21 protein-coding genes and 1 pseudogene are annotated in these 21,310 nt (G+C 63.9%); 7 read left to right on the forward strand and 15 right to left on the reverse strand.

What is annotated here, in order from left to right; translation table 11 throughout:
• The 5 genes from PP1Y_RS21885 (at position 1) to PP1Y_RS21905 (ending at position 5,295) form a co-directional block, all read left to right on the forward strand.
• Positions 1 to 1,200, forward strand: coding sequence for a CoA transferase (locus PP1Y_RS21885; RefSeq protein ID WP_013834128.1), 1,200 nt, complete (start codon positions 1 to 3; stop codon positions 1,198 to 1,200).
• Entirely contained in the window at positions 1,197 to 2,426 is a 1,230-nt protein-coding gene (locus PP1Y_RS21890; RefSeq protein WP_013834129.1) for an acetyl-CoA C-acetyltransferase, read from the forward strand. Before PP1Y_RS21885 ends, PP1Y_RS21890 begins: the two co-directional genes overlap by 4 nt.
• Positions 2,426 to 4,030 carry an acyl-CoA dehydrogenase family protein gene (locus tag PP1Y_RS21895; RefSeq protein ID WP_013834130.1) on the forward strand — a complete coding sequence of 535 codons (1,605 nt, stop codon included), beginning with the start codon at positions 2,426 to 2,428 and terminating at the stop codon, positions 4,028 to 4,030. The genes PP1Y_RS21890 and PP1Y_RS21895 overlap by 1 nt, the downstream gene beginning before the upstream one ends.
• The gene (locus PP1Y_RS21900; RefSeq protein ID WP_013834131.1) at positions 4,030 to 4,881 is read left to right on the forward strand and encodes a MaoC family dehydratase N-terminal domain-containing protein; all 852 of its coding nucleotides are present in this window, start codon (positions 4,030 to 4,032) and stop codon (positions 4,879 to 4,881) included. The genes PP1Y_RS21895 and PP1Y_RS21900 overlap by 1 nt, the downstream gene beginning before the upstream one ends.
• Before the next feature lie 126 nt (positions 4,882 to 5,007).
• Entirely contained in the window at positions 5,008 to 5,295 is a 288-nt protein-coding gene (locus PP1Y_RS21905) for a hypothetical protein (RefSeq protein WP_041559086.1), read from the forward strand.
• A gap of 494 nt (positions 5,296 to 5,789) precedes the next feature.
• Here PP1Y_RS21905 and PP1Y_RS21910 read toward each other — a convergent pair whose 3' ends face one another.
• The 5 genes from PP1Y_RS21910 to PP1Y_RS21930 form a co-directional block, all read right to left on the reverse strand.
• The gene (locus PP1Y_RS21910) at positions 5,790 to 6,662 is read right to left on the reverse strand and encodes a recombinase family protein (protein ID WP_013834132.1); all 873 of its coding nucleotides are present in this window, start codon (positions 6,660 to 6,662) and stop codon (positions 5,790 to 5,792) included.
• Positions 6,663 to 7,200: 538 nt separating this feature from the next.
• Positions 7,201 to 7,737 carry a lytic transglycosylase domain-containing protein gene (locus PP1Y_RS21915; RefSeq protein WP_369799486.1) on the reverse strand — a complete coding sequence of 179 codons (537 nt, stop codon included), beginning with the start codon at positions 7,735 to 7,737 and terminating at the stop codon, positions 7,201 to 7,203.
• Between the two features lie 31 nt (positions 7,738 to 7,768).
• Positions 7,769 to 10,732, reverse strand: coding sequence for a MobF family relaxase (gene mobF / locus PP1Y_RS21920; protein WP_013834134.1), 2,964 nt, complete (start codon positions 10,730 to 10,732; stop codon positions 7,769 to 7,771).
• Positions 10,729 to 12,831, reverse strand: coding sequence for a type IV secretion system DNA-binding domain-containing protein (locus tag PP1Y_RS21925; RefSeq protein WP_013834135.1), 2,103 nt, complete (start codon positions 12,829 to 12,831; stop codon positions 10,729 to 10,731). The genes mobF and PP1Y_RS21925 overlap by 4 nt, the downstream gene beginning before the upstream one ends.
• Positions 12,832 to 12,988: 157 nt before the next feature.
• Positions 12,989 to 13,288: a ribbon-helix-helix protein, CopG family gene (locus PP1Y_RS21930; RefSeq protein ID WP_041559087.1), complete on the reverse strand. Its 300-nt coding sequence runs from the start codon at positions 13,286 to 13,288 to the stop codon at positions 12,989 to 12,991.
• Between the two features lie 515 nt (positions 13,289 to 13,803).
• On the opposite strand from PP1Y_RS21930, the gene PP1Y_RS25890 reads away from it, so the two are divergent.
• Positions 13,804 to 14,112, forward strand: coding sequence for a hypothetical protein (locus tag PP1Y_RS25890; protein WP_041559484.1), 309 nt, complete (start codon positions 13,804 to 13,806; stop codon positions 14,110 to 14,112).
• Between the two features lie 158 nt (positions 14,113 to 14,270).
• Here PP1Y_RS25890 and PP1Y_RS21940 read toward each other — a convergent pair whose 3' ends face one another.
• The 4 genes from PP1Y_RS21940 to PP1Y_RS21960 form a co-directional block, all read right to left on the reverse strand.
• Positions 14,271 to 15,251, reverse strand: coding sequence for a DUF2493 domain-containing protein (locus PP1Y_RS21940; RefSeq protein WP_013834138.1), 981 nt, complete (start codon positions 15,249 to 15,251; stop codon positions 14,271 to 14,273).
• Positions 15,252 to 15,661: 410 nt separating this feature from the next.
• Complete coding sequence (locus PP1Y_RS21950) at positions 15,662 to 15,904, reverse strand: DUF6117 family protein (protein ID WP_041559089.1); 243 nt, start codon at positions 15,902 to 15,904, stop codon at positions 15,662 to 15,664.
• 68 nt (positions 15,905 to 15,972) lie between these two features.
• On the reverse strand, positions 15,973 to 16,971 hold the full coding sequence (locus tag PP1Y_RS21955; RefSeq protein WP_013834139.1) for a DUF2493 domain-containing protein: 999 nt from the start codon (positions 16,969 to 16,971) through the stop codon (positions 15,973 to 15,975).
• A 95-nt stretch (positions 16,972 to 17,066) separates the two neighbouring features.
• Positions 17,067 to 17,528, reverse strand: a complete 462-nt coding sequence (locus PP1Y_RS21960) for a DUF736 domain-containing protein (protein WP_013834140.1) — start codon at positions 17,526 to 17,528, stop codon at positions 17,067 to 17,069.
• Positions 17,529 to 17,734: 206 nt separating this feature from the next.
• Here PP1Y_RS21960 and PP1Y_RS21965 point away from each other — a divergent pair, with 206 nt between their 5' ends.
• A complete protein-coding gene (locus tag PP1Y_RS21965) occupies positions 17,735 to 17,926 on the forward strand; it encodes a hypothetical protein (RefSeq protein WP_041559090.1) in 192 nt (63 codons plus the stop codon).
• A gap of 83 nt (positions 17,927 to 18,009) precedes the next feature.
• Here PP1Y_RS21965 and PP1Y_RS21970 read toward each other — a convergent pair whose 3' ends face one another.
• From PP1Y_RS21970 to PP1Y_RS21995, 6 genes and pseudogenes are all read right to left on the reverse strand, one after another.
• Positions 18,010 to 18,222, reverse strand: a complete 213-nt coding sequence (locus tag PP1Y_RS21970) for a DUF5818 domain-containing protein (RefSeq protein ID WP_041559091.1) — start codon at positions 18,220 to 18,222, stop codon at positions 18,010 to 18,012.
• Between the two features lie 65 nt (positions 18,223 to 18,287).
• Entirely contained in the window at positions 18,288 to 18,581 is a 294-nt protein-coding gene (locus tag PP1Y_RS21975; protein ID WP_007013302.1) for a type II toxin-antitoxin system RelE/ParE family toxin, read from the reverse strand.
• Entirely contained in the window at positions 18,581 to 18,850 is a 270-nt protein-coding gene (locus PP1Y_RS21980) for a type II toxin-antitoxin system ParD family antitoxin (RefSeq protein WP_013834143.1), read from the reverse strand. The genes PP1Y_RS21975 and PP1Y_RS21980 overlap by 1 nt, the downstream gene beginning before the upstream one ends.
• 365 nt (positions 18,851 to 19,215) lie before the next feature.
• Positions 19,216 to 20,142, reverse strand: a complete 927-nt coding sequence (locus PP1Y_RS21985; RefSeq protein WP_013834144.1) for a hypothetical protein — start codon at positions 20,140 to 20,142, stop codon at positions 19,216 to 19,218.
• Between the two features lie 5 nt (positions 20,143 to 20,147).
• Positions 20,148 to 20,390 carry a hypothetical protein gene (locus PP1Y_RS21990; protein ID WP_232512518.1) on the reverse strand — a complete coding sequence of 81 codons (243 nt, stop codon included), beginning with the start codon at positions 20,388 to 20,390 and terminating at the stop codon, positions 20,148 to 20,150.
• 118 nt (positions 20,391 to 20,508) lie between these two features.
• A pseudogene (locus PP1Y_RS21995) lies at positions 20,509 to 21,231 on the reverse strand (hypothetical protein); the annotation flags it as partial.
• Positions 21,232 to 21,310 lie beyond the last annotated feature (79 nt).

Below are 21,310 nucleotides of genomic sequence, written 5' to 3' on the forward strand. Positions count from 1 at the left end.
ATGTATGACCTGCTGGACGGCCTGACGATCATCGAGGCAAGCTCGTTCGTCGCCTCGCCGTCCGCTGGCCTTTATTGCGCGCAGATGGGCGCCGAGGTCATTCGCGTCGACCAGATCGGCGGCGGCCCGGACTTCCGCCGCTGGCCGGTCACCCAGGCCAACGATTCGCTCTACTGGGAAAACCTCAACCGGGCGAAGAAATCGGTCGCGCTCGATCTCGGCAGGCCGGAAGGGCGCGAACTGCTGCAGGAACTGGTGCGAAGCGTTGGCCAGTTCATCACCAACTTCCCCGCCGAGGGGTTCCTCGGGCATGACAGGCTGGCGCAGGGCTGCCCGGGGCTGGTGACGATCCGCGTCATGGGCTGGCCCGATGGCGCGCCCGCGCTCGACTACACGGTGAACAACGCGGTCGGCTATCCGATGATGACCGGGCCGGGACCCGATCCGGTCAACCACGTGCTTCCCGCGTGGGACCTGCTCACCGGCGCCTATGCCGCATTCGCGCTGATGGCCGCGCTGCGCCGCCGCGATGGCAGCGGGCAGGGCTGCGAGGTGCGCATTCCGCTGTCCGACGTCGCCATAGGCACGGTGGCCAACCTCGGCGGGGTGGCCGAGATGGTCTATGAAGACGCCAACCGGCCGCGCACCGGCAATGCCGTCTATGGCCTGTTCGGGCGCGATTTCGTGACAGCCGACGGCCAGCGGACCATGATCGTGGTGGTCACGCCGCGCCAATGGTCGAACCTGATCAGCGTGCTCGGCATCGGCGAGGCCATCGCCGCCATAGAGGCGACGCGCGGCGTGTCCTTCGCCAGGGACGATGGCCTGCGCTTTGCCCACCGCGACGCCCTGTTCTCGCTGTTCGAGGCAGCGATTGCGGCGCGCGGCCATGCAGAACTGGCCGCGGCCTTCGATGCCGCGGGCGTGGTCCATTCCGCCTATCGCACCATGCTCGACGCGGTGAACGATCCGGCCATGGTGGCGGACAATCCGATCTTCGGTTCCGCTCCGAACCCCAGCCATCTGGTCTATCCCGCCGCAGGAGCCTTCGCCTCGGTTCCGCAGGTGGAGCGCACCGCCCCGCAGAGCGCCCCGCGCAATGGCCAGCACAGCGAAGAGGTGCTCAGCCAACGCCTCAACCTCTCCTCGGGCGAAATCGCCCGCCTCATCGACTCCGGAATCGTAGGAACCGCCGCATGACCCAGCTCCGCACCCAAAGTCTGCGAAGGGCCGCCATCGTCGCGCCCCTTCGCACCGCCGTCGGCAAGTTCGGCGGATCGCTGTCCTCGATGGGCGCAGGCGATCTCGGTGCCGTCATCATCAAGGCGCTGATCGAGCGAACCGGGATCGATCCCGCACGGGTCGATGATGTCGTTTTTGCCCAAGGCTATGGCAATGGCGAGGCCCCGGCGATCGGGCGCTGGTCGTGGCTGGCGGCGGGCTATCCGATCGAGGTTCCCGGCTACCAGCTTGACCGGCGCTGCGGCTCAGGGCTCCAGGCGGTGATCGACGCGGCGATGATGGTCCAGACCGGCGCCAGCGACGTGGTGCTGGCGGGCGGTGTCGAGTCCATGTCCAACGTCGAACATTACACGACCCAGATCCGCAAGGGCGTGAAGTCGGGCGGGTTGGAACTGCACGATCGGCTGACGCGCGGGCGGGTGATGAGCCAGCCGATTTCGCGCTTTGGCGTCATCACCGGCATGATCGAAACGGCAGAAAATTGCGCCAAGGATTATGGTATCACGCGCGAGGCTTGCGATGCCTATGCCGTTCGCAGCCACCAGCGCGCCACGGCAGCCTGGGCGAACGGCCTGTTCGCCGATGAACTGGTTCCCGTGCCCGTCCCGCAGCGCAAGGGCGATCCCGTGCTGTTCGCTCACGACGAGGGCTACCGTGCCGATGCCACGATGGAATCGCTCGGTGCGCTGCGTCCGCTCGAAGGCGGGGTGGTGACGGCGGGCAATGCCAGCCAGCAGAACGATGCCGGTGCCGCCTGCCTCGTCGTCGCCGAGGACAAGCTGGAGGAACTGGGACTCGAACCTATCGCCTGGTTCCATTCATGGGCCGCGGCAGGCTGCGAACCGAGCCGCATGGGCATCGGCCCGGTGCCGGCGGTCGAGCGGCTCTTCCGCCGCTCGGGCCTTGGCTGGAATGATCTCGGCGTGATCGAACTCAACGAGGCCTTCGCCCCGCAAGTGCTCGCCGTGCTCAAAGGCTGGGGCTGGTCGGACGACGACAGCCGGCACGAGATTCTCAACGTCAACGGTTCGGGCATCTCGCTCGGGCACCCGATTGGCGCGACGGGCGGGCGCATCCTCGCCAATCTGACGCGCGAGATGCAGCGGCGCGGAAGCCGCTATGGCCTCGAAACGATGTGCATCGGCGGCGGCCAGGGCCTCGCCGCGATTTTCGAGAAGGCATGATGCCAAATTCCTCACCATTCGAAAAAGCACTCGAAGGCGCACGGAGCTTCCGCGCCGCCGCACTCGACAAGCTGCGCCTGCGGCTTGAGGTGAGCCATATCGACACCGAGCAGCGCGCTGCCCACGGCTTTGCCTGGGTAGCGACATCGGTCGCCGCGCTGGAGGCGGTGGCGGAATGGCTGGAGGCGGGCGGTAATGCCAATCCGCTTGATGCCAAGGTGGCCCGGCTGGCCTTCGCCGAAACGATCTCGCAGTTGATCGGCGGCCTGCCGATGGGGCAGAACGAGATATTCCGCCCCGGCGACCTCGATCTTGGCGAAGCGGCCTTTGCCCTGCGCGAAGCCGCACTCGACGTGATCCACGGCGATCATGCGAAAGCCCGCGCCGATGTGGCCGCTGCGCTCGCCGAAGGGCAGTGGCCGTCCGAGACGTTCCACGACAGCGAACTCGACGCGATCCGCGACCAGTATCGCAGGTTCACCGATGCCGAGATCATTCCCCATGCCCACAAGTGGCACCTGGCCAATGATCTGATCCCGGACGAGACGGTGCAGCACATGGCCGATCTCGGCACTTTCGGCGTGTGCATTCCGGAAGAATTCGGCGGGTTGGGCCTCGGCAAGCTGGTGATGTGCCTCGTCACCGAGGAACTCTCGCGCGGGTGGATCGGCACCGGATCGCTCGGCACCCGCTCGGAAATCGCGGGCGAGCTGATCGTGCTCGGCGGCACCGAGGCGCAGAAGGCGCACTGGCTGCCAAAGATCGCCAGCGGCGAGGTGCTGCCCACCGCCGTGTTTACCGAGCCCGATGTCGGCTCTGACCTCGGCAGCCTGCAAACCCGCGCCCGGCAGGATGCTTCGGGCGAATGGGTGATCGATGGGGCCAAGACCTGGATCACCCACGCCGCTCGGTCTGACCTGATGACCATGCTCACCAGGACGCTGCCCGATGCCAGGGGCTATGCCGGGCTGTCGATGCTGCTGGTGCCCAAGCCACGCGGGACCGAGGGTGATCCCTTCCCCGCCGAGGGCATGGCGGGGAGCGAGATCGAGGTGCTCGGCTATCGCGGCATGCGCGAATTTGCGCTCTCGTTCGATGGCATGCGCGCGCCCGCCGATGCGCTGCTCGGGGGCGAGGAAGGACAGGGCTTCAAGCAGATCATGCGCACCTTCGAAGGCGCGCGCATCCAGACCGCCGCGCGTGCCGTGGGCGTCGCCCGCCGCGCGCTCGAACTGGGGCTCGACTATGCGCTTGCCCGCAAGCAGTTCGGCAAGGCGATCGTCCAGTTCCCGCGCGTGGCCGACAAGCTGGCGATGAGCCTCACCGACATGGTGCTCGCACGCGAGCTGACCTATGCCGCCGCCCGGGCCAAGGATTCGGGCAAGCGCTGCGATATCGAGGCGGGCATGGCCAAGCTGCTCGGCGCGCGCGCGGCGTGGAGCAACGCCGATGCGGCCTTGCAGATTCACGGCGGCAATGGCTATGCGCTCGAATTCGAGATCAGCCGGGTGCTGTGCGATGCGCGCATCCTCAACATCTTCGAAGGCGCCGCGGAAATCCAGGCGCAGGTGATTGCCAAGGGCATGGCGGGAGGACGCAACTGATGAGCGATTTCAGCGCATGGATCGGCCGCGAGGAACACCGCGCCGACCGGATCGATCCGGGCCACTTCGCCCGCTGGCTCGCCACGCTCGATCGCGCCGCACCCGCCGATGGAGCCACGCCCCAGGCCTTCCACTGGTGCCTGTGCCTGCCCGACGCGCCGACTGCGGTGCTGGGCACCGATGGCCATCCCCGGCGTGACGACAGCCCGGAAAGCTTCCTGCCGCCGGTCGAACTGCCACGCCGGATGTGGGCATCGAGCGCGGTGGAATTCCATGCCCCACTCAAGGCTGTCGAAGCGGTGAAGCGCACGTCGCGCGTTGCCTCGATCAAGGCCAAACAGGGCGGTTCGGGTTCGCTGGTCTTCGTCGATGTGGCGCATGAGACGCATGGCGAAAACGGGCTGGCAGTCAGCGAAGTGCAGTCGATCGTCTACAAGGAAGCCGCCCACGCCGGAAGTCCGCCGGTGCCCTCACCGCTTGGCGAGGGGCGCTTTGATCCGTCCGAATGGCAGACGCACCGCACGATCCTTCCCACCGAGCCGTTGCTGTTCCGCTTTTCCGCACTGACCTTCAACAGCCACCGCATCCATTACGACCTCGCCTATGCGACTGCCGAGGAAGGCTATCGCGGGCTCGTCGTCCACGGCCCGCTCACCGCGACTCTGCTGCTTGATCTCGCCGCGCGCGAGTTCGGTGACAATGCGATGAAGCGCTTCGCCTTCCGTGGCAATTCGCCGGGCATGTGCGGCGAGGCACTGCACCTCGTCCTGCGCCGGACAAGCGACGAGGTGGAACTCGGTGCCTTCGCCGCCGATGGCCGCAACGTGATGAGCGCGACCGGGGTACTTTGACTGGCTTCAATGCGCCAGTGTGTAGGCTGCCAAAGTTGACGTCATCGGCGTGTTCCGTGACTGGGTCAACATGCCATAACTGATTGGGGGCTGACCTAGATAGCAGATAAAGGCTATGTATGTCATATGGTTAGTGAGAGGCGCAGGAGCCGCCTTGGGCGTGGTGTCCAGGAAGAACTGATCAAGTATTTCTGCGGGGGCGTGACAGCGCGCGCGGCGGCGGAGATTTCGGGCGTCAACCGCAACACCGCGATCCTGTTCTACCACAAGCTGCGCGAGGTGATCTTCGAGGCCCTGGCAGCCGAGGCATCGGAACTGCTTGCCGGTTACTTCGGCGGTCACCGCAAGGGCATCCAGAGGTACTCATGGCAGGGTCGCGATACCGCGCAAGCTGGGTATATATCATTGAGTTAGAAACAAAAATCCATGCCGCGCTCCTGGACAAGTCACCCGACCAGTTCCGGTTCAACTCCACTTCGGCGGGTCAACTGCTCGACCAAATGCGCGATGTCTGCCGATTCCTTGTAGGGCACAACCGGCTGCAGACGCGCTCGAACATCCCGCTCGACGACTTCGACTGCCCAGCCATGACACCTGGACGGCCCAGACCTGAGCTTCTCGCCCACAACACGCGATTTCCTCTCGCGGTTTCCAGCGTGGCGGAGCGACGAAGGTTGCTTGCAGCCGCATGTGCCGTCATCGATCCCGATGTTTCAGTGGGAAGTGCGCTTTTCGGCCCGTCCGCGCATCCAGCAATCGACACCTTCGTGACGAGAGTGAACCCGCACTCCCTCGAACGCTGCATGGCGGCATCAGGGCGGTGGTCGCCTGCCTTCGTTCGCCATTTCGCTGATGCGCAGCAGCGAATGCGGCGCAGCGCGTGCCGTGCTTACCTTGAAACGCGGGAATCATTCGTTGGAACAAGCCGCGGCGCCTTCCAATCCGTTAGGGCCACCCTCGACAATCAGATGCAGGCTCCTCGCCTGTGCTAGAGCACGGCGTACCCCCTCCGGTGACCAAGCCAGTCCACCTCGGGGAGTTGGTTCTCGCAGATCGCGTGACAACCATGACGCAATTTCGCGCAAAGAAGAGTTCGGATGGGTATTGAGCCGATCGGCAACGAGACGGGCCACGCGCGTGTCTGGCGGCAGCTGCGGAGCTGGATCGAGTATGATCGCCTCTGCATAGCCTGCCCTCACCAAGGTCCTGCAAGCCTTTACCAGGGTGCGCTCGGTGAACGAACGCACCGGAGGCGTGATCGCGCGAATTTGACGCAGCACCAGTGCCGACGGCAAGTGCGGACGCAGTCTTTTGACCGTCGGCAACCAGCGATGACGTCCATCGAGCAGTTCGTTGAGGTGCTTCTCGTTGAGACTGTACCGGATGTCAGCGATTGCCGCCGGATCACGCGCGCGCATTCTGGGGTTTCCAGGCTTGGCGCCGCGCGCGACTGCGGCCTCGAGTCCCGCCCTCGTACGTTCCCGGATCAGAGCGCGTTCGAACTCGGCAAAGGCGCCGAGCATTTGGGTCATCAGCATGCCTTGCGCGCTCGAAGTATCGATAGGGTCATTGATCGACCGGAAATAGGCACCCTTCGACCTGAGCGTTTCGACGATCTCGAGCAGATGCGCCAGCGAGCGCGCCAAGCGATCTATCCGGACCACCAGCAAGGTATCCCCCTTCCCCACCCGGTCCAACGCGCGAGCGAGGTTTGGACGCTCCTTGCTGGCACCGCTGGTTATCCTCGAAGATGACCGTGCAACCCTGCGCGCGCAGCGCATCCTGCTGCGCTGCCGTGTCCTGTTCGTCGGTCGAAACGTGGGCGTAGCCAATCAGGGCCATGTGTCACATTTCATAGAATGGGGTCATCCGTTCAGTTGCTCCCGTGCGATAAGAATTTTCTGCCCTCATTGCCAGCGACAATCGCCCCTAAAACGATCACCGCAGGGGTCGGCACCGCGTTCGGCTGTGAAAGCAAGCGCGGCGCCTCAAGGTAGCCCGCAGCAGATCAACCGTTCTGCCCTTTGCCCATTGGGAATCGGCTCGATTCTGCGAACTTTCCGGCACCACTCGTCGGTGAGTCCAGCGGTTTATTGATCAGAATCCGGGGGTTTGATGACAATCCGACAGCCCGCGTCGCGCACAAGGCCGGAGTCCGGTCGTTTGCTGAAAACGACAGGCATTTCGGCAGGCTACGCCGCCTTTGCGGGCATGTCACTATCGATAACGTCCGATTATCGATAGTCGATTGCCCGCAAGAGTACTGTCTCGTTAGCGTGAAATATCTGTAATTTGGCGGCATGGCAGATTGGCGCGCTGTTAGTCCTGCCTTTCCAGAAATGCTCTGTCCCCGAACCTGTGTTTCATGCGCTTCGCAACACTCAATGAATATCGCCGCTGCCGCCAGGCGGTCGGACTATGATAGACCCCAACCGCCTTCCAGAAATCACCGGTGTCCCTCAGCGCCGCCAGAAATATCCAGCGAGCCGCTTCCACATTGAAGCAGGCATCGTAGCGCAGCCAATTACGGACCTCAGGCCCTGACCTGCCCATCAGTTGTGCAATCCTCGGCACCCACCATGTGTTGATCTGCAAGGGACCAAGATCGTGCGAGCCATTGGTGTTGCTGACCTCGGCGCCGATCCAGCCCGCCTCCTGGTCGCGCAGGCCCCAGAGAGTCTTTTCAAGCCAGGGACGGCCCGCAGCAGCGTCGTGGATGCAACTGGCAATGCGGGCCTCATCAGAGCTATCCACCGCGGCATGCGCCGGCATTGCCACAAGCATGAAAGCCGGCACTGGCAGCCAAAGTCGAACTGCCTGCCGTAATTGCCTGGATCGAAGGAAAATGGTGGTCATGCGCGAACTCCCTCACGGTTGAGCAATGGTATCAGCGGTCGAAGCCGGGACGATCGTTGGATTTCTGGAGATCATGGTCGGCGGGCGGTGAAGCTTGCCCCCTGCCCGCCTGCGCATGACCGCGCTCGCTACTGGCCCGGCGCTCAAGTGCCGATTGCAGGATGCGATCCATCAATTCGGCAATGCCGCGCGCGCCTTCTGCAAGATGCTCACCCAGGCCCTGCGGTGAACGGCGCTGATCCAGCTGGCGTTCCAGCAGTTGGTCGCGCCGGTCCTGATGCGTGCGTTGCTGATCGTCACGCGCCTCTGCCAACCGGCCTGCATGGCGATCGGCAAGGGCGCGCGCAGTATCTCGATCGAGCCGGCCCAGCCCCTCCAGTGCTGATGCCTTCTCTCCGGACCGGGCTTCGAGCTTCTCAACGAGTTTTTTCTCGCTTTCGGTCCAGAGCTTGACGCCCAGACGGGCCCTGGTGATCGCGGTGTAGTAGTTCTGCCCATTGACCAAGGCGGAATTCACCGGCGCCAGGACATAGACGCGCGCGTACGTCTTAGACTGCGCGGAATAGACCGTCTCGGCATAGCCATGATCCCAGGTCTTGTGCTGGGAAAGATCGATGGTCTGGACGCGCTCCCCGCGGTCCCAACGGATGGTTGCCAGGCTCCCTTCCAGCTTCTCGACTGTACCGCGCTCGGCGTTCTTTAAGTCCAGTTCGCGATTGACGAGCCGCCACTGGATGCGGTCGCCTTGGGCAAGGTCACGCTCCTCGCGGTGGAATACGTTGACGTGACGCGCCTGCCCCAGGCGCGGATCCCAACGGATTATCCTGCCATTCTCGTCGACAAGCCTAACGACCTGTCTGCCACTGGTATCCTGGCTGAGACCGGCCACCCGGTACTCGGTATCTCGCGCAATGCCCGGACCGGCCAGATCGCGCGCAAATGTCACAACCTGCCCGCCGGAATAAAAGCGCGCGAAGTGCTTTTCCTGGGCGGTCATGCCCGCGGGTGTGAGCACGGAAAGGCGGGTATCCTCGGCCGCAATTGTACTCTCGGACTTCAGGGTCTCGCGAATTTTTGCGTTGACCAGGAGTCTGGTTTCGTTTTCGAGCACGAGAATATTGGTCGTTGCGCGGGTCTCCGGCTTGAGCCGGGTCCATTCTTCGACGAGCCCTCGCGCCAGGCGCTCCGCGCTTACCCCGCTGACCACCTTGTCGAGCTTTTCCATAGAGGAGGCATAGTTACCGGCGCGGGCTTCGGTCACCGCGGCCTTCATCATCCGCGTTTCCTGCCGCATCGATTCCGTCAGCTCGGCGGTCGGGAGTCCCAGGCGCTGAAGGAGCCAGAACGGCTTGCCCTGCTCGATCGCTCCAGTCTGCCGGTTGTCCCCCAGCAGGATGAGCCTCGCGCCTGTCTCCCGGCTTATCTGGAGCAGGCGTTGAGCCTGCCGGTTCCCCAGTTGCCCCGCCTCGTCGACCAGCAGGACGTGGGTATCGGTGATCCCGTGCCCGCCGCCTGCCAACAGGCTGGCCACGGTTCTGGCATCAACGCGTGCCCCGTCGCCTAGATTGGCGGCGGCCGAGGACGTCGGCGCCAGAGCAAGAAAGCGCGTTCCAGGTTCGGCCGCCTCGGCAAGCGTTCGCATCAAGGTCGACTTGCCTGCACCGGCGACGCCGTGGAGTCCCGTGACACGGTCGCGCGACGATGCGAGCATGACCAGCGCTTGTTCCTGCGCCGGGTTGAGTCCGGCCCGCTCGAGCCGGACCAGCAAGCGATCGGACGAAGCGATGGGCCGGGCATCGTCCATCGCAAGGGCCAGTTCGCGCGACAATGCCTGCTCGAGGCGGGCACTGCGCCGCGTTGTGCGCCCCCGGGTCAGGGGGCGATCGCCGGTCGGCTCGCGCGCCGCGAGCAGCTTGCGCCGTGCTTCATGCTCGGTGATGAGCGGGCGCACATCGGTGAGGCCGACCTCCCCGACATGGCTTGCCAGCGCATGACGGTAGAGTGAGCCTAGGTTGGAGACGGCCTCGCGGGTTTCCGCCTGACGGATTCCGAACAGGGCTGCGCGCCTGCTCGCCATGGGATCAAACTCGAGCCCCTGCCCCTCGCGGTCCGCCGCTTGGGAACCAAGGTCAGCCAGCTCCTTCACATAAGGTTTCGCGCGCTCGGCCCATTGCGCTTTCAGATCGTCGAGCCCCACCTTCACTTTGGCACCGCGCGTTTCGTAGAAGGAGGCCCGGCGCGCGGCTTGCCCTGCCAGGCCATGCTCCTGCGCATGAGCATCGATCTTTCGGGAACGCTGTGATGTCTCGCGGATGAAGTCCTTGGGCACGCCGGCGATCTCGAAGAGGCCCCGGCGCGGATCGAATTCGATTTCGAAGCCCTGTTCGCGCAGGTCCCGGGCGAGTTCATTGCGATAGACCTGACCTGCCACCATCTGCTCGGTGAACATGCCCCGGGTCTCGAGGCTCGCCATGGGGCCATCCGCCTCACGGTTGGTCATGTTGAGAACGACGACATGCGTATGAAGGTGCGGGTCAAGGTCCCGGCTTGCATGCTCGGTGAAGCGCGCGAAAAGCAATCGCCCGGTAGCTTCGTGTATGATCTCGCCGTCCTCGCGCCGGCGGAGCGAGGCATGTTCTTCCAGATAGGAGAGAGCCGTGGTCACTGCGCGTTCGTGAGCGGCGATGATCCGGTCATCGCCCGCAACCAGCGCCATGATCGAAACGGACTTGGGCGCATTGACGGCGAAATCCCATCCGGGATGGTGCTGGATATCGCCATCGCCGCGCTGCCGTCCAAGCTGCTGGCCGGCGACGCTTCCGGCAAGCAGTTCGGCAAAGACATGGGGATCGACCCTGCCCTCAAGACCAAGTTCGGGCGCGAGCTTTCCTCCCCATTGGCTGGGCTCGTCACCACCCTTCGTGTAATAATCGCCCACCGTATAATAGCGCGCGATATTGCCCGAAGTGCCCTTGAGACGGCGGGGATGGATCATGCCGGCCGGGCCTTGCGCGCAGGTCCGCCGGAACGATCATAGACATTGATCTCGATACGCGGACGGCCACGCTTCGCGCCAAGTGTGAAGTCCTGCACTTCGCGTGGTTGGTCTGAATTGTCGTCCGGGATGGCCTCGCCGTTATCCGGCGATACGGGCGGAACAGGTTCGCGGGGAGGCTGGCCATCCGATGAAGGAACATTCTCGAACAGATCAGGCTGCCCACCTGCATTGCCGGGCTTTCCGCCTGGATTGCGTCGCTGCTCGCGCCGTCCTGGTTTGCCATTCGCAGTGCCCGCTTCACCGTGTTCGGAGCACACCTCTGGTTTCTCTGCCGCCCGCAAGGCAGCAATGATCGCAGCCCCGTCTCCGTCGCGCAGGGGAGGATCGTCACGCTCCACAAAGCCTTCGGCGATCGTCGGCAAGGAATTGAACTTGTCCTTGAAGCGCACCACCGGCAAGTCCCGGCCGAAGCGCAAATACCCCGAGAGATTGGGCAGGTTGGTGACCTCGGTATGCATGACGAGTGGGCGTGTCACCTGCATGCGCGAGAGGTTCACCCCGTCGCGCATGTCGTTGACGCCGTAGGACATGCCTTCATTCGCCTCGATCTGTTCGACCTGGCCCAGGTTCTCCGAAACGTGCTTGGCAGTGGGGGTGTCGTTCGCCCGAAGCGCAACCCAGGTCGAGCAATAGCCCGTGATCGCCGCGGCATCCTGGATCCCGTAAGTCGCCTCCAGTTGCGGGTAGGACTGGAAGCCGAGGATCCCGCAGCCGCCGTACTTGCGCGCGCGGGCCAGGAAGTCCGAGAGGGACGGCAGCTTCTGCAGGGTGGGTAGTTCGTCGATGACGCAGTAGAGGCGGCGCCGGTGATCCGGTGCCATGCTCATGATCGCCGAGATCGCGATGTCGAGCCAGACGGTGATGAGCGGTCGCAAGGAAGGAAGCTGGTCGGCCTTCACCGTGATGAAGAGCCAGTTGTCTCCTTCCTCGTTGCTCACCCAGTCGCGGATCGAAAGGCCCGTCCGGGTATCGTCGAGGTAGGAGAAGCTGCGCATCACCGATGCGAGCTCGGCCTGGATACCGGCTGATGTCCGGTCCCCTTCCATGCTGATGAATGCCGCCGCTTCGGTATCCTTTGCAAAGGCGGCCAGGTCCTTGAGCCGGGAACGCAGCAAGCGGTCGAGGAGAACCGAAACCAGCATCTCGCCTTCGCGCGCAAGCTTCCTCAGCACCGCGACCAGGGTCCCGCGTGCGGACCTTGCCCAGAACGGATCGCCCGCCCTGTCGGGGATCGTCGATTCCGCCATCTGGTCATAGTGATATTCGCGCGGAACGTCCCCCCAGGGCGACCAGTGGGCCGTTCGAGCATCGAGGGGATTGAGAATGATGTCCTTGCCGGGGCGGTAGAACTTCTCGACGAAGGTCCCTGCCGTATCGTAGACGATCGCGCGCTTGCCCTCCTTGCGAATGCCTTCGAGCATCTTGACGATGATGTTCGTCTTGCCCGTGCCGGGAGCTCCACACAGGAGGATATGTTCCGGTTCGAAGGCATCGGGCACCGGAACACCGCCGATCCGGAAACTTCCACGCTCGAACTTGGATAGCGCACGCCGGACCTGCCTGACCGTGCCGAACTTTGCGCCGCGAAGGTATTCGTTCGAGCCGAGCCCCCTGCCCGTGCGGGTGAAGGCAAACCAGGCGCAGGCAAGCACGACGAGCGAACCTGCTCCCGACAATATGGCACCCCGGATGCATTCTGCTTCGAACGCATGGAGTGTCTTCGTCGCGATCGGCGACGCCAGGAGCCAGTCGGCCGAGGTCCAGTACTGATAGCCGGCGGGTGTCTTGAAGAGGACGGGATCGTTCGTTCCGGGGGCCGCCTGAACCTTCATACTCGCTTCAAGAAGCTTGAGGAGGACGAAGCGCTGATAGTCGCTGACATGCTCCAGCACCCACCAGACCGTCAGGATCACCCACAATCCCAGCCCGGCCATTACGGTCTGGAAAAAGACCTGCGTGGTCATGCGGACATTATGGACGATCGACTGGCCGCCGCGGGTCCAACTCCCGAGGGTATCGTTGCGAAAGATGCTCATGAGCGCCTCCCCTCCTGCGCAGAAGGGAATGCCCCAGCGCCGAAACACAGGCCGGGTTGAACCCGATCGGGGCAAGCGCCGGCCCCGTACCGGGGAACAGCTGGCGACGACCAGACCGCTCCCTTTGGGTGCCATCGGCCTCCTGACATGCCCCCCTTCATCGGTCCTGCTCCGGATCGAGGAGGCCCCGTTCGCCGAGGATCGCGCGGGCATCGAGCATCCCGCGCTCGAGGAGCTCGGGCGCGCGGGCGCTGATCGAGGTGGCGAGCAAGGTCAGGATCTGGATCGAAGTCGCCAGGACTTCATCCTGCGAGGAATAGATGTAGCGGCCATCGGGATCGGCTGCTTCGCCCAGCACCTGGCGAACAAACTCGGACAAGGTGAGGTTTGCGCCGTAGGCCCGGCGCTGAAGCCGCCGGTAAAGGGTGTCGTCCACCCGGACGCTTATTCTGTGCATGCCATTGCTCCGCTGCGCGAAGCCCGGCGTCAGAATGTCATGAAGCGGAGGCTTTCTACCGCAAATCGGCAGAAAACTCAAGAAATGCCGCTGTCCGCCGCGGCACACGCGAGAAAAGCGAGGAAGCCCAAAGGCTTCGCAGGGCTAGGTGCAATCGCGATACTACCGGTATGACACCAACGCGTGCCAGCGGGTGACACGGCACCCTCTCCAACCCACTGAACAGGAGGAGAAAACACGCGCAGCACCGGTGCGTACGGTGCATTACAAAACGGCCACGGCCGTGAGTGCTTTCTTGCGCAGCGATTTCTCGCTGCGTCGCCACGTCCCGGAAGGGGCGCGGCTCCCCCGAAGGGGGCCTTGTCCTTTCGCCGGTGGGACTCCGGCAGGCTGATTATCGTGCCGTACAGAGGAACCTTCGATTTCATGATGACCTCGCGGGTCCAGGGATTGCAGGCCGCCTCCAGGCGGCCGATAATGGTGACGGCGGGCAGACCATCGAAGGATCGATGGACATGCCCAAGAAGACCGACCGCGAACGCCTCGCCGACCTTGAAGCTCGCCAACGCATGATAGCCGAAGAGGTAGAAAAGACCCGCCGCGCCTTGCGCGGCAAGTACGCCGAGATCGTCACCGACCTGCCCGTCGAGGACCTCACCGAACGGGAATTTCGCGACCTACTTGTCGCCGCGATCCGGTGTGGCGGGGCAGCTGCCGTGACTGCCCTTCGTGCTCTTCCGGAGGTGAGCGCTTCCTCCCAGCGAAGTTCTCCAGCCCATACGAAGTCATCCCGAAGGGATGGCCCAGCGACGAGCATGGCGTAGTCACGCGCAGGAGGCCGGAGCCACACTCGTGGCTCCGCATCGGCCCCGCGACGGGCACGAAGCCGAGAGGCTTCGGGTCCCTGAGTGGGGGCGATTTTCACGCTGGAAAAAAGAGAGACCGGCCGAGCCGAAGCCCGACCGGTCCCCTTCCTTGCCGCTTATGCCGCGTCCCGATTGGTGCGCTGGTCCTTCAGCGCGAAGAAGTGCGCCGGGATCCGCTTGGCTCTCACCTCACGGGCAAGATGCGACTGCAGCCCGGAGCCTTCGCACACGATCGCTTCGACCGGACGCAAGACCAGGAGCTGCTCGTTGCGGGCAAACCCCGCCCGCTTGCCGAGGCGCCGGTCGAGTGTGAAAGCGATGAGCATGGTGCCACTGCGCGCCGCCCAGGCCGCCGCGATCGCATCACACCCCTTGTCCTGCGCGGTGGTCGCCAGCACCATGTTCGGGACCCGCGCCTTCACCGCATCGAGCGCTTCGGTGAGAAGTTCGTGATCCTCCCAGACCTGCCCTCCCGAGAAGACCACCACCGGACCTTGCGGGGCGTGCGCCTCGGCCTTGCGCATCCGCCGCGCGGCGAGGAAGTCCTGCGCGGCAATGACCGAGGCGGTGCGCTTGGAAGAGACCAGCGAGCCCCTCGGGGAGGACCAGGGCCGGCCGCTTTCCGCAAGGTACGTCGCTGCCGCGTGGTCGCGCATGCAGGCTACCGTTTCGCGCGCTTCGTCAAGCGACTGGCAGAGCAGCTGGGCTTCCTCGAGTTCCCCCATCAGCACCTCGCTCCCGTCGGCATCGCGGACGAGATCACGGACCTTCATTGCCGCCCGGTCGGCTTCGCCATCGAGCTGCTCGGCGACCTTGTGGAAGGAGTTGACGATCCCCCAGGCCAGGCGCGGCGCGAGGCTTTCGATGCGGGTATCGCGCAGCACGTCGAAGAGCGTGGCGACCAGCATTTCGGTGGCGAGCTGAGCCTGCATGGCGTCCGGCATGTCGCAGGTCAGTTCGTCTTCGGCGACACCCATGCGGCTCGCATCGAGCCCGGTTGCGAAAGCGGTGGAGAAGCCATCGGCCGGTGTCAGGGTTTCCGCAGCAATGAGATCGGCGATTTCTGAAAAGTCGCGAATGGTGCGCTTGGTGTTCATCGTAGCCTCCTTGAATCCAGGAAAAGAGGCTTCCCCTCCTGCACGGGCTGCGAGCGCCGGGGTCAAGGACCGGGCGCAGCCCGGCCGCGAAGCGGGCGACGGAGGAACCGATTTGCGCAGCAAATTGGAGGGGCCGTCGATCCTTGAGGCCGGGGCTGACCCCGTGCCAGACTTGGACTTGTTGGAAGAGAGAATAATACACGGGCGCCTGCCCCATACGCCCGAGCCCTGGCATGGGCTCGATGCCCATGACGGGGCTTTTGACAGCCAAGGGTTGCATCTTTGACGGAGGGATCAGCGGAAGGTGTGAATTCCCCGGCAGCACAAAAATGGGCTGGCGCGCGAGGAGTGCGGCCAGCCCGAATTGTCCTGTTCCGTCGCACGGACCACTCCTGTCCGCGCCGGCCTCGTCATGCTCGTGGTAGTGGGCCATCGCCCGGATCAGGCGGAAGGTAGGCGTCAAAAGGGTTGCCGTCATGGAGATGCCCGAAGGGCGTCATAACGAAATCGTCCCCGTCGCGGCCCACGGCCGTGACGACGTAGCGGGGAACGCCGGTCAGGGCATCCCTGCATTCCAGCAGCGCGAGATTCCCATCGGCCGCAGCGCGAAGGAGCGTCTCGAAATTGCGGCGATAAGGTTCAGGGATTGCCATGCGAACCTCCTGTCATCGGGAAACGATGGGGCGGGCCAAAGGCCCTGCCCCGGATGATCACGCTGACCTCACGCCCGCATGCGTGGGACAACGGTATCCGCGATCTGGTCCGCCTTGCGGAAGGCATGGATCGGAACATTGGCCTCGCGCAAAACTTGATAGAGGTTCGCCTGCAGGCCCGATCCTTCGCACAGCAGCGCCTCGACCGGCTTCAGCTCTGCCAGCTTGCGGTTGCGGGTAAAGGCCGTCTTGCGCCCCGAACCGTAGAGCCCGTAGGCGACGACCGGCACACTGTTTTCCGGCCGCGCGGCCCAGGCCGCCGCGATCGCATCGGCGCCCTTGCGCTGCCCGGTCGTCACCAGTGTCATGTGTGGCACACGCGCCTTGATCTCGTCGAGCCGCGCCCACAAGGTTTCCCAGTCGTGCCATTGGGCGGGACCCGAGAACACCACGACAGGTCCCCTGGGACTGTGCTTCTCGCGCGCAGCGAGCTCGCGGGCGCGCAAGAAGTCGAGCGCCGCGATCTGGCTCGCGGACGAGGCCGAAGAGGCCTTGCTGCCGCGCGCCGGGGACCAGGGCCAGCCCGACTGCACGCGGTACATCTCGGCGGCATAGTCGCGCATGCATTCGATCGCGGCGCGCTGCTCGGCGAGCGACTGGCACAGGAGCTGCTTTTCTTCGAGCTCGTTGTTGTAGACCTCGCTCATGTCGGGATGACGCGCCAGATCGCCCAGTTCGAGCGCGATCGCGTCCTCACGGCGTTCCAGCTTTCCGGCAACGAAGTGGAAGCTGTTGACGAAGCCCCAGGCGATTTCGGCGCCGAGCGGTTCGAGCCGGGTGCCGGTGAACAGGTCGAAGATCGCGGCGATCACGCCGCCGCATTCGGCCTGCGCCGCGAAGGGTTCGGGCATGTCATGTTCACCGGGTTCCTCGCCCGGCTGGGTGATGGAGACGGCAAGCGGATCACCGAATGCCGCCTGGAATTCCGGGGTGGCGGTCATCTCGGCGTAGAGTGTCTTGAGGTCCGCGAAGCGATCGACGCTGCGCGTGAGATTGGTGCTGGTCATGGCAGAGTGCCTTTCACGCATCGGAACTTGAACAAGAAAAAGGCCGGAGGCGCTGATTGCGCCCCCGGCCTTCGCAAGGTGCTGTTCGTGCAGGATCAGAACAGCGGTTCGTCGCCTTCGTCGGCACCCGCGCTCATCAGCGCGCCATCGGCGCCCGCGGTGCTGCCGCCGAAGCCTTCCTGCCCACGCTCGTCGTAGGAGCGCTGCATCCCGCCAAAGCCACCGGCGAACTCGGACCGCATGGTCTCGCGCCGCCAGGCAATGGCGTAGCCGCCGTCTTCGGTCGGGAAGAGCGCGACGGGCAGCGGCTCGGGAAGGCCCGGATCATCGACCGATCCGGCAAGGAAAGCTTCCCCGGTCTTCTTCGAGAACGCCTCCCACAGCGCGCCGATCTGCACCCAGCGCCGCGCGACGTTGAGCGCCAGGATCTCGTAGGCAGGCGCGCGGTCGCTCATGCTCTCAACCTTGCGCAGGCCGATACGCGGCAGGTCGATGGTGCGGGTGGCGATGGCTCCGGTAAGGCGGCCATTGACGTTGCGGATTTCTCCAATGTTCATGATCTTCACTCCTTGATGATGTCGCTCTCGAACCAATTTCTTCGCGACACTTTCTCCGGACCTCCTCTCCTCTATGTCCCGCCCTCGCGGCCTTACCCCTGCGTGGCCGGGCGCACCGCCCTCGCCTCCCGCGCCGCGCCATCATCCGGCCGTCCGCAAACCTCGCCGGACTGGCCTGCTATGCACTTCAGGGGTATTCTTCGGCGATGGACTCGGAAACGCTTCGCACTGTGGCGGACCTTGCGCGCAAGCGCGCAGCGCGCGGGTGCTCCGGCACGCATGGCGATGGCATGATGCGGCTGGGCGCGGCGCGCGCCCTCACCCAGCTTGCTGTAGATCTCGAAATTTCCGCATCCGAACTTGAGCGCACTACCGGTTCGCGGCGAAGGCGGAACTGATCAGCCCTTGGGGATGAAGGGGCTATCCGGTCGCGTTCCGGATCACCGCACCTCAGTTTCCAATCACACGATGCATGTCGAGGTCAGGCTGAAGCTGGAGCAATCCAGGTCAACGTGAGGCGGTCTGGTCCGGCCATCTGGCCCTCGGCGACAACCTGCTGGTCATGGAATGGGGCAAGATCGTCCTCGGAAACGAGGAAGATCAATTCCCCATCACCCGTTTCGAGAACGGAGCTGCGGCCGTTGAGACGCAGCAAGCCGGTAAGGCGGCGATAGGTAGGATGGTGCGAGGCCATCAGACGGCAGCTCCTGAGGACGGGGCGCCGATACGGCAATTGAGTCGCGGCATTGGAGTTACTGCCTAACTGGAAAAGAGGATCGCGCCGACATCGCGGGCCCCATGCAGAATACGCTCGATACGAATGACCCTGTCCAGGGTGCTGTAGAAGATCACATAGCTACCGTGCGGTCTGGAGCGCAGCCCGGGACGAAGGTCGAAACGAGCACTCCCGGACTCGGGGAAATCGACAAGTCTGGCACATGCCGCTTCAAGTTCGTCAACAAAGGTGAAAGCCCGCGGAACATTGTCGCGAGCGATGAAGGCGGCAATATCGACAAGGTCTGCTTCCGCCGCGGGCGAAAACTGCAGATGCATCAACTATCCCTGGCGGCGGCGGCGATATCAGCGATCCGCTTGCGTGCGTTCGCGAATGCCTGCTCAGCAGGAATGCCCGGACCGCTGGTAGCGCCGTGCTCGATCTCGGCGCGCAGCGCATCGAGCCGAGCCTGACGCATTGCGTCCTGTTCCTCGAGCAAGCGGAGGCTATCGCGAACGACCTCGCTGGCGGACGCGTAGCGACCGCTGTTCACCTGGCTCTTGATGAAGCCCTCGAAATGGGCACCCAGGGTAAAGCTGGAAGGCATGATCAAACTCCTCTGGCGGGGAGAAATATCACTTTATGATACATGAAGGCAAGTCTTCCACAGGCGGGGAAGCGTGCGGAAACCTGCTTCAGTTTGAGCTTATGCAATGAGTGCGACAATGCGCTCGTCAAGCCTGGGAGCCCGACTGGACGTTCGGAATGGCTGCAACGGATCCCCCGTCCGAAGAATAAACTGGCTCACTCCGGAATGCCGGCGCCGCTGGAGTCCGACTGCGTAGCAATGATCGAAGCTCGTGAGCACTGCTCTTCGCGGGGATAGCGCTTGAGCGGGACCGTCATCACGCATGCGGTGTCTCCAATCCACGGTTCAGGGTGAACATCAATGCTTCCGGAACAAGATGATAGTCAGGCCGTCACATGGACGATTCCTGCGTTGAAGCGCTCAATCCAGTCGCGCATCGGTTGACGGTCTTCCAAGGGAACGGCGGCGGCGGCCTTCTGGAATTCAACGAGATCGACCGGAGCCCCGGCAATGATCTCATCGACCTCATCAGGATCGAGCAGGCGCTGATCCCGAATGTAGGCCGTCATCGAACCTGGACGTGATGCGGTGGAACTGCGCCACAGACCTTCGACACTGCGCAGACGTGGCCCCGCTCGTGCCTCAACCAGCACGATCAGGCGCAAACACCAGCGGGGCAGTGAGCGCAGTTCATCGACTTTCTGGGCAGCGCAAAGCCAACAGGCCGACTTGATCGGGACGGGCAGGCCTTCCTCGCGGATGCGGCTGGCGCAGCGGGCACGATCCCATCCCCATTCGCGAAGGGGATAGCGGTAGTCGAAGCGTTCGCTGATGTGCCCTTCGCGATGCGCGTAGCGGCGGCTATCGGCGGGAGAGGCATCATAGCCGATAAGCTTGAGGACCTTCCCGCCGCGACGCCAGCAGTCCTGCGCCGGCTTCCAGTCGGAGACCCATCGGTCCTGCGGCTGGATTTTCCACTTCTGGCTGCAGCTGTGGCGCCCGAAGCTGATCGAGGGTAGCGTGGCGTTGGTGAGACAGTTCTCAAGCAGGGTGAAGTACGGCGGCCAGTGCTTGAAACGGCGAGGGGTATAGCGCACCACATGGTGCTTGATGCCTCGCTCATCCATCCATTGCTGGAACAGGGGCTGAAAGGCGTAAGTCTCTTCGCGTTCGGTGCCGGTATCGGCAGTGAGGACCGCGGAAATCGGCATGCCCCGCGCGACCCACTCGATGATCATCGCCGTGCTGTCGATTCCCATGCCCCAGGCAGCAACGACAGGCACGCCATGCGGAACTTCCGCAGGGCTCATGCCGTTCACCACGGGAATACCGGCAGGGCATCGATGGCGTCGGCATCGCAGTCGAACAGCAGGTAGCTGCACTCTAGATCCCGGGCGAACCGCATGGCCGCGAGAAGCTCCAGGGGAACCTTCCGGCGGTAGGGGTCGGGGATCTCACGGCTGGCAACGAACCAGCCTTCATGGGTCGATGCGACAGCCAGGGGCCGAAGCGAGCGATCGAGCGCGGCCCAGGCATCGAGCCGCTTGGCTGTGCTCAAACATACATGGGATGTGCTGAGCACGAGGTAGCGCCCGAATTCCACAGGCACCTCCAACGGTAGTAAAAATGGAAACGTGCCGACCTATGCGAGGATCGCACGGCCGGCACGTGGCGGTTCAATTGACCTTTTCGAGGATCTTGCGCGCCTTGCCCTCGATCTCGAGCCGGGCATCCTGGTTGGTCTTGCTGCGTGCGTGGGCGGTGATGCCCTGCACGAAGTCATAAAGGCTCTCGGGCGGACGACCTTCCTCGGCGAGCACAGTGGCAATGATCTTGCCGGTCTCGGCCTTGGAGAAGCCGCGCTTTCTCAGGAACTCCTCGCGATCCTCGTCCTTACGTGCAACAATGCGCTCGCGGGCCTGTTTGATGCCGTCGACGAAGCTCCGGGGCGAGGAATCCGCGAAGTGCGCCAAGGCAGGCGCAGCCTCATGCGCGAAACGGTTTGCGGCGAACTTCGAATGGCGGATGTTGATTTCCTCGAAGTTTTCAACGCCCCAAAGGTTGCGATTCTGGCACACTGCACGCAGGTAAAACGTCGCTATTCCAAGGGTTTTGGCGCCGACTTCGGAGTTCCACGCATAGAACCCCCGGAAGAACAAATCGGGCTCGCCATTAGGCAGCTTTCCGGCCTCGATCGGGTGGGTGTCATCGACCAGGAACAGGAAGACATCGCGGTCGGAGGCATAGAGCGTCGTCGTCTCGCTGCTCACATCGACATGGGGATTGTAGACCATCGAGCCCCAGTCGAGTACGCCGGGGACCTTCCAGCGCGTATCGCCGACGCCATCACCGGCGATGCGCATGACCGCGCTCACCAGTTCGTGATCCCAGATGCGGCCATTATCCCGACTCTTCAGGACCGTCTCACAGACGCAATGATGATGAGGCAGCTCCATGATCGATCGCCTTCCTGTTGGA

It is taken from the genome of Novosphingobium sp. PP1Y (genome assembly GCF_000253255.1).
Lineage (GTDB): Bacteria > Pseudomonadota > Alphaproteobacteria > Sphingomonadales > Sphingomonadaceae > Novosphingobium.

What these genes read in the sequence shown, in the direction of transcription:
- PP1Y_RS21895 (WP_013834130.1), top strand. Translation starts at nt 2,426, where the DNA reads ATGCCAAATTCCTCACCATTCGAAAAAGCACTCGAAGGCGCACGGAGC.
- PP1Y_RS21960 (WP_013834140.1), bottom strand. Translation starts at nt 17,528, where the DNA reads ATGAACATTGGAGAAATCCGCAACGTCAATGGCCGCCTTACCGGAGCC.
- mobF (WP_013834134.1), bottom strand. Translation starts at nt 10,732, where the DNA reads ATGATCCATCCCCGCCGTCTCAAGGGCACTTCGGGCAATATCGCGCGC.
- PP1Y_RS21890 (WP_013834129.1), top strand. Translation starts at nt 1,197, where the DNA reads ATGACCCAGCTCCGCACCCAAAGTCTGCGAAGGGCCGCCATCGTCGCG.
- PP1Y_RS21925 (WP_013834135.1), bottom strand. Translation starts at nt 12,831, where the DNA reads ATGAGCATCTTTCGCAACGATACCCTCGGGAGTTGGACCCGCGGCGGC.
- PP1Y_RS21910 (WP_013834132.1), bottom strand. Translation starts at nt 6,662, where the DNA reads ATGCGCTGCGCGCGCAGGGTTGCACGGTCATCTTCGAGGATAACCAGC.
- PP1Y_RS21975 (WP_007013302.1), bottom strand. Translation starts at nt 18,581, where the DNA reads ATGCATCTGCAGTTTTCGCCCGCGGCGGAAGCAGACCTTGTCGATATT.
- PP1Y_RS21885 (WP_013834128.1), top strand. Translation starts at nt 1, where the DNA reads ATGTATGACCTGCTGGACGGCCTGACGATCATCGAGGCAAGCTCGTTC.
- PP1Y_RS25890 (WP_041559484.1), top strand. Translation starts at nt 13,804, where the DNA reads ATGCCCAAGAAGACCGACCGCGAACGCCTCGCCGACCTTGAAGCTCGC.
- PP1Y_RS21940 (WP_013834138.1), bottom strand. Translation starts at nt 15,251, where the DNA reads ATGAACACCAAGCGCACCATTCGCGACTTTTCAGAAATCGCCGATCTC.
- PP1Y_RS21955 (WP_013834139.1), bottom strand. Translation starts at nt 16,971, where the DNA reads ATGACCAGCACCAATCTCACGCGCAGCGTCGATCGCTTCGCGGACCTC.
- PP1Y_RS21950 (WP_041559089.1), bottom strand. Translation starts at nt 15,904, where the DNA reads ATGGCAATCCCTGAACCTTATCGCCGCAATTTCGAGACGCTCCTTCGC.
- PP1Y_RS21965 (WP_041559090.1), top strand. Translation starts at nt 17,735, where the DNA reads ATGGACTCGGAAACGCTTCGCACTGTGGCGGACCTTGCGCGCAAGCGC.
- PP1Y_RS21980 (WP_013834143.1), bottom strand. Translation starts at nt 18,850, where the DNA reads ATGCCTTCCAGCTTTACCCTGGGTGCCCATTTCGAGGGCTTCATCAAG.
- PP1Y_RS21915 (WP_369799486.1), bottom strand. Translation starts at nt 7,737, where the DNA reads ATGACCACCATTTTCCTTCGATCCAGGCAATTACGGCAGGCAGTTCGA.
- PP1Y_RS21905 (WP_041559086.1), top strand. Translation starts at nt 5,008, where the DNA reads ATGGTTAGTGAGAGGCGCAGGAGCCGCCTTGGGCGTGGTGTCCAGGAA.
- PP1Y_RS21970 (WP_041559091.1), bottom strand. Translation starts at nt 18,222, where the DNA reads ATGGCCTCGCACCATCCTACCTATCGCCGCCTTACCGGCTTGCTGCGT.
- PP1Y_RS21900 (WP_013834131.1), top strand. Translation starts at nt 4,030, where the DNA reads ATGAGCGATTTCAGCGCATGGATCGGCCGCGAGGAACACCGCGCCGAC.
- PP1Y_RS21985 (WP_013834144.1), bottom strand. Translation starts at nt 20,142, where the DNA reads ATGAGCCCTGCGGAAGTTCCGCATGGCGTGCCTGTCGTTGCTGCCTGG.
- PP1Y_RS21930 (WP_041559087.1), bottom strand. Translation starts at nt 13,288, where the DNA reads ATGCACAGAATAAGCGTCCGGGTGGACGACACCCTTTACCGGCGGCTT.